This window comes from Pantoea sp. 22096 (assembly GCF_052045955.1).
Lineage (GTDB): Bacteria > Pseudomonadota > Gammaproteobacteria > Enterobacterales > Enterobacteriaceae > Pantoea > Pantoea alfalfae.
Window position 1 is genome coordinate 22,149 of sequence record NZ_JBQEPW010000012.1, and the last position, 6,312, is coordinate 28,460.

A 6,312-nucleotide genomic window follows, 5' to 3' on the forward strand; every position below is an offset into this window, starting at 1 on the left:
GGTTTTGTCATCAAACAAAAGGCCCGGTGAGTGACCGGGCCTGAGAGTCAGTCCAGATGGGTTCCAGGTTCAAACCATTCCCGGCGCGAGTTGAGAAGATCCTGAGCCGACATCGGTTTTTTACCGGCGGGCTGTAACTGCAGCAGATTAAGTACACCCTGAGCCGTCGCTACCTGTATGCCATGCTTATCCGCACTGATTATTTCACCCAGCGAACGATCGCAGTGAGGCAGGACACTTGCCTGCCAGACTTTTACGGGTTGATCATCAATGGTGAAAAAGCTCATCGGCCACGGGTTAAACGCGCGAATACAGCGCTCGAGCTGTTCTGCTGAGAGTGTCCAGTCAAGACGCGCCTCCTCTTTACTAAGCTTCTCAGCATAGTTAGCCAGAGTCTCATCCTGTTTTTCAGGTGAAGCCTGTTGTGTGCTCAGTAAGGTCAGCGTATCCAGCAGCCCCTGTGGACCAAGCTGCGCGAGCTTGTCATAGAGCGTTGCACTGGTATCGTGGGCAGTAATCGGACAAGCGAGCTTATGCAGCATATCGCCAGTATCCAGACCGACGTCCATCTGCATAATGGTCACGCCGGTTTCACTGTCGCCAGCCCACAGAGCGCGCTGAATAGGCGCGGCTCCGCGCCAGCGCGGTAGCAGCGAACCATGAACGTTGATACAGCCGAGACGTGGCATATCCAGCACGGCCTTGGGCAGAATCAATCCGTAGGCCACAACTACCATCACATCGGCCTTCAGATCAGCGACCAGTCGCTGATTTTCTTCAGGTCGCAGAGACTTCGGCTGATAAACCGGAATGTCATGTGACAGCGCCAGCGTTTTGACCGGGCCTGGGGTGAGTTTGTTACCGCGACCCGCAGGACGATCAGGTTGGGTGAATACGCCGATAACCTGATGTTCAGAAGCAAGCAGCGCGTCAAGATGACGCGCTGCGAAGTCAGGTGTGCCGGCAAAGATGATTTTTAGCGGGGCAGACACGTTTATCCCTTCTTAAGATCTCAGGAAGCCTGCGCGTTCTGACGCGCCAGTTTCTCTAATTTAGTTTTGATTCGTTGCCGCTTCAGAGGCGACAGATAATCAATAAACAGTTTGCCTTCCAGATGATCAATCTCATGCTGGATGCAGATGGCCAGTAACTCGCTGGCTTCCAGCTCGAAACTTTTACCGTCACGATCAAGGGCGCGAACCTTTACCCGCTCGGCACGTGGAACAAATGCGCGCTGTTCCGGAATAGAGAGGCAACCCTCTTCAATACCGGTTTCGCCGCTTTTTTCCAGCAGCTCAGGGTTGATCAGGACTAAACGCTCTTCACGACTTTCAGAGACATCAATCACGATAATGCGCTGATGAATATCGACCTGCGTAGCCGCAAGACCTATACCTTCTTCGGCATACATCGTCTCGAACATATCATCAACGATACGCTGAATGTCTGCGTTAACTTCTTTAACGGGCGCGGCGACTTTGCGAAGACGCTCGTCAGGGAAATGTAATACCTGCAAAACTGACATAAATATCCAGATCTGTATTCGGTTAAGAAAAGATTACTGCCTCATATTGTAGACTTTTCGAGGCCTGATTGACAGCATTGTGCGGCAGGAAGCAAGGGCGATCAGGGAGCAGGAGATGGACAAAATAGGGCAGTATGTGCGGCTGGCTGCCGTCACCGGAATGACAGGGAAACGCTGGGTTGACATGGCGCAGCAGACAGGTGCCGGACCGGCAGACGATGAGCAGCTTATCCGGCTTGGGTTAGACGCCAGCCAGCGGCAGCAATATTATGAATTTAATGAAAAAAATATTGAGCAAGTCTGTTCCTGGCTGGCGCAGAGTCCGGCTCATCATCTGATTACCGCTCTGGATGCAGCTTATCCAGCCCGTCTTAAAGAAACCGATCATTTTCCGCCCCTGCTCTATATTGATGGCGATCCTGCCGTTATCACTACACCACAGTTAGCCATTGTGGGGAGCCGAAACAGCTCCCACTATGGTCGTTACTGGTGTGACTGGTTTACCCAGCATTTAAGCGCGGGCGGATTGACTATCACCAGCGGACTGGCGCGGGGTATTGATGGCGTTGCACATCAGGCCGCACTCAACGTGGGCGGTAAAACGGTGGCAGTGTTAGGAAGCGGATTGCAGCGTCTCTATCCCAAAAACCATACAGGCCTTGCCGCCGAGATCGTCGAGCAGGGCGGTGCTATCGTTTCTGAGTTTCCACTGACGACCATACCGCATCCCCTTAATTTTCCACGCCGCAATCGTATCATTAGCGGCCTGAGCCACGGTGTGCTGGTGGTAGAAGCCTCGCTGAAAAGTGGCTCACTGGTGACGGCCCGTTATGCGCTGGAGCAAAATCGCAATGTCTATGCTTTACCTGGCGCACTCGGCAACCCGTTAAGCGAAGGCGTAAACTGGCTGATTCAGCAGGGCGCGCTGCTGGTGGCTCATCCCAATAACATCGTAGAAGATCTGGCAAATGCACTTAACTGGCTACCTGTGGCTCAGGCGGATGAAATTTATTCTGAGGTGAGGGACGATGCTCCATTGCCATTTGCTGATGTGTTGGCTAACGTAGGAGATGATGTTACACCTGTTGACGTTGTCGCTGAACGTGCCGGCCAATCTGTGCCAGTTATCTCAGCTCAGTTGCTGGAACTGGAGTTAGCAGGATGGATCGCAGCTGTACCCGGCGGCTATGTCCGATTGAGGAGGGCATGCCATGTTCGACGTACTGATGTACTTGTTTGAAACATATATCCACAACGAAGCAGAAATGGGTGTTGATCAGGACAGATTGACAGACGACCTGACGGATGCCGGGTTCCATCGTGAAGATGTTTACAGTGCGCTGAACTGGTTAGAAAGACTGGCTGACTATCAGGAAGGACTGGTAGAACCAATTTTACTGACAAATGATCCGCTCTCCATGCGTATTTATACCGATGAAGAGAGCAAACGTTTAGATGCTGACAGCCGTGGTTTCCTGCTGTTCCTGGAGCAGATTCAGGTGCTGAACCTGGAAACCCGTGAAATGGTCATCGAACGTATCATGGCGCTGGATACCTCTGAGTTTGACCTTGAGGATCTCAAATGGGTGGTGCTGATGGTGTTGTTCAACATCCCGGGATGTGAAAATGCCTATCAGCAGATGGAAGAACTGCTATTCGACGCCAATGAAGGTATGCTGCATTAAATTTCCTTTCATGCATTGATCGCTATGAGTAAAGCTGCACTCTTCACCGTGCGTAAACAGGATCCCTGCCCCGCTTGCGGGGCAGAACTGGTTATCCGCTCCGGTAAACACGGTCCTTTTCTGGGCTGCACGAACTACCCGGCTTGTGACTACATCCGACCTTTAAAAGGTCAGGCCGATGGCCATGTGGTCAAAGTGCTGCAAGGCCATGCCTGTCCTGAATGCGGTGCGGATAAAGTATTGCGGCAGGGGCGTTTTGGCATGTTCATCGGCTGCAGCCTCTATCCGGAATGCGGATACACAGAAACCATCGATAAACCGGATGAAACCTCGCTGGCCTGCCCACAGTGCCATGAAGGCCGGTTAGTTCAGCGGCGTTCCCGTTATGGCAAAACGTTTCACTCCTGTGATCGTTATCCGGCCTGTCAGTTTGTCGTCAATCTGACACCCGTTGCCGGAATCTGTCCTTATTGTGAGTATCCGCTGTTAGTTGAGAAAAAGACGGCTCAGGGCGTTAAGCGCTTCTGCGCCAGTAAGAGTTGTGGCAAAGCCATCGCTGAAGAGAATTCATAGACCATGGAAAATCAACACCTCGCCGATTCACTTGAGACCTGTTTAGAGCATCTGAATCGTCAGGCGGTCATCGCCTATCCTACGGAAGCCGTATTTGGTCTGGGCTGTGACCCTGACAGTGAATCTGCCGTTATGGCCCTGCTGGCACTCAAACAGCGCCCGGTAGAGAAGGGGCTCATCCTCATTGCGGCTGATTACAGTCAGCTTGAGCCTTACATCTCGGCGCGCGAACTTTCTGTAATCCAGCGGGAGCGGATGTTTGCCCGCTGGCCCGGCCCGGTGACTTTTGTCGTACCGGTACCGCCACAAACGCCTCGCTGGCTTACCGGACAGTTTGATTCACTGGCCATTCGCGTCAGTGATCATCCGGATGTTCAGGCGCTATGCCGCGCGTTTGGCAAACCGCTGGTCTCGACCAGCGCAAATCTGTCAGGCCTCCCTCCCTGCCGCACAGCAGAAGAAGTGAAGCAGCAGTTTGGTGAGCCGTTCCCGGTTCTGGCGGGTAAAACGGGTGGACGACTCAATCCTTCTGAAATCCGCGATGTCATCAGCGGCGAACTTATACGTCAGGGTTAATTTATGGATCACTTCGCCGTTTTCGGTAATCCGATCAGCCACAGTAAATCGCCGCTAATCCATCAGGCTTTTGCTGAGCAGACGGGCATTGAACATCGCTATGGTCGCATCTGTGCCCCGGTTGATGGTTTTCCTCAATCGCTTTCTGCTTTTTTCGAGCAGGGAGGTCGTGGTGCCAACGTGACGTTACCTTTCAAACAGCAGGCATGGGAATTTGCCGATCAGCTCAGCGAACGTGCAGCTCTGTCCGGTGCGGTAAACACCGTCAAAAAGCTCAGTGATGGGCAAATCCTGGGAGACAACACGGATGGTATCGGCTTGTTAAGCGATCTTGAACGGCTAAATATGATCAACGCTGGCGATAATGTCTTGCTGGTGGGAGCGGGCGGGGCCGCTCGCGGTGTCATTCTGCCGCTGCTTTCAGCAGGCGTGACGCTTACCGTCGTCAATCGTACAGCCGCGCGCGCTGAAGAGCTGGCGAACCTGTTTAGCGCGAGCGGGAGTATCCGGGCATCTGGTTTTGAGCAACTGACGGATCAGCGCTTTAATCTGATCATCAACGCCACGTCAAGTGGTGTGAATGGAGAAACGCCTCCTTTACCTGCAGAAGTAATCCATTCAGATGTGCGCTGTTATGACATGTTTTACCAAAGCGGGCTAACGCCTTTTTTACGCGGGTGTCAGGCGCAGGGGACTCATCATCTGGCCGATGGACTGGGGATGCTGGTGGGGCAGGCTGCGCATTCCTTCTATCTATGGCACGGTGTGATGCCGGAAATCACGCCGGTGATTGCTCAGCTTAAGCAGAACATGCAGCCATGAATCAGGCGATACAGTTCCCGGATGAGGAAACCTATGACGCTGAACTAAACGCAGTCTGTTTTCCAGTACTGGTCAATGGCATGCGGCTGAATTGTGCAATCAGCCGCGATTCGCTGGCTTCACGTTTTGGTAAAGGGGAGGCGATGGCGCTGTTTCGGCACCATCGTTGGGATCTGGAAGATGAGGCCGAAGCGGCTGTTCGTCAGGATAACGTGGATGCTCAGGGCTGGGTCTGGCTATCTCCCGCCAGATAATCCTCTTTCCAGCCAACATAGTTATTGGCGGAATAGCGCAGACCTTCCTTCTCACTGTCATTCAGCGGCCTGACCTGCTTTACCGGGCTACCCAGATAGAGATAGCCGCTCTCCAGTCTTTTACCGGGCGGCACCAGGCTTCCGGCACCAATCATCACCTCTTCTTCTACTATTACGCCATCCAGCAGAATCGATCCCATTCCGACCAGCACGCGATCGCTAATGGTACAGCCGTGTAGCATCGCTTTATGCCCGACGGTGACGTCCTCGCCAATAATAAGAGGAAAGCCCAGCGGGTTGGCGGCTGATTTATGTGTGACGTGCAGAACACTGCCATCCTGCACATTAGTACGGGCACCAATGCGGACCTGATTCACATCACCCCTGATCGCAACCAGCGGCCAGATGCTCACATCATCCTCCATAATCACATCACCGACGACAACACTGCTTGGATCGACCATCACGCGCTGGCCAGTTTGCGGGAAAAGATCTTTATAGGGACGTAGGGCGGAAGTCATCTTGTTCTCCTTTGTTCTGTTTTCACTGCAGCCTGATGCCATTTTAGCCAGCTGACAAGCCAATTCTGACCCGGATCGCTGGCGATCTCATCAATCTGGATCATTTATAACCGTTCAGATAAAAGATCCTAAAAAAGGGTTGTGCTCTGAAACGGGATCCCTATAATGCGCCTCCATCGACACGGCACACCGGCAACGGGAAACGGGTTGAAGGTTCAGGAGACTGACCCGCCGGAGAAAACTTCTGAGAAAGAGGTTGACTCTGCAGGAGGAAAGCGTAATATACGCCACCTCGCGACAGGACGCTAACGCACTGTTCGCACTGCTCTTTAACAATTTATCAGACAATCTGTGTG

9 protein-coding genes are annotated in these 6,312 nt (G+C 52.9%); 6 read left to right on the forward strand and 3 right to left on the reverse strand.

Annotation, left to right across the window (positions count from 1 at the left end):
• Positions 1-47: 47 nt before the first annotated feature.
• Together fmt and def are read right to left on the reverse strand one after the other, a co-directional pair.
• On the reverse strand, positions 48-992 hold the full coding sequence (fmt, locus tag ACTJKZ_RS20960) for a methionyl-tRNA formyltransferase (protein WP_440830006.1): 945 nt from the start codon (positions 990-992) through the stop codon (positions 48-50).
• Between the two features lie 20 nt (positions 993-1,012).
• A complete protein-coding gene (def, locus tag ACTJKZ_RS20965; protein WP_013359230.1) occupies positions 1,013-1,525 on the reverse strand; it encodes a peptide deformylase in 513 nt (170 codons plus the stop codon).
• 115 nt (positions 1,526-1,640) lie between these two features.
• Between def and dprA the strand changes: the two genes are divergently transcribed.
• The 6 genes from dprA to ACTJKZ_RS20995 are packed head-to-tail and all read left to right on the forward strand — an operon-like array spanning position 1,641 to position 5,435.
• Positions 1,641-2,765, forward strand: a complete 1,125-nt coding sequence (dprA, locus tag ACTJKZ_RS20970) for a DNA-protecting protein DprA (RefSeq protein WP_440830007.1) — start codon at positions 1,641-1,643, stop codon at positions 2,763-2,765.
• Positions 2,737-3,210, forward strand: a complete 474-nt coding sequence (gene smg / locus ACTJKZ_RS20975; RefSeq protein WP_013359228.1) for a DUF494 family protein Smg — start codon at positions 2,737-2,739, stop codon at positions 3,208-3,210. The genes dprA and smg overlap by 29 nt, the downstream gene beginning before the upstream one ends.
• 24 nt (positions 3,211-3,234) lie before the next feature.
• Positions 3,235-3,783, forward strand: a complete 549-nt coding sequence (locus tag ACTJKZ_RS20980; protein WP_161736879.1) for a DNA topoisomerase family protein — start codon at positions 3,235-3,237, stop codon at positions 3,781-3,783.
• Between the two features lie 3 nt (positions 3,784-3,786).
• Positions 3,787-4,359 (forward strand): L-threonylcarbamoyladenylate synthase type 1 TsaC, encoded by a 573-nt coding sequence (gene tsaC / locus ACTJKZ_RS20985; protein ID WP_161736880.1) that lies wholly within the window; start codon positions 3,787-3,789, stop codon positions 4,357-4,359.
• Positions 4,360-4,362: 3 nt separating this feature from the next.
• On the forward strand, positions 4,363-5,181 hold the full coding sequence (gene aroE / locus ACTJKZ_RS20990; RefSeq protein ID WP_440830008.1) for a shikimate dehydrogenase: 819 nt from the start codon (positions 4,363-4,365) through the stop codon (positions 5,179-5,181).
• On the forward strand, positions 5,178-5,435 hold the full coding sequence (locus ACTJKZ_RS20995; protein WP_161736882.1) for a DUF1488 domain-containing protein: 258 nt from the start codon (positions 5,178-5,180) through the stop codon (positions 5,433-5,435). The genes aroE and ACTJKZ_RS20995 overlap by 4 nt, the downstream gene beginning before the upstream one ends.
• On the opposite strand, the gene ACTJKZ_RS21000 is transcribed toward ACTJKZ_RS20995, so the two are convergent.
• Complete coding sequence (locus ACTJKZ_RS21000; RefSeq protein ID WP_440830009.1) at positions 5,402-5,956, reverse strand: gamma carbonic anhydrase family protein; 555 nt, start codon at positions 5,954-5,956, stop codon at positions 5,402-5,404. The two genes, ACTJKZ_RS20995 and ACTJKZ_RS21000, sit on opposite strands and share 34 nt — an antisense overlap.
• Between the last annotated feature and the right edge of the window lie 356 nt (positions 5,957-6,312).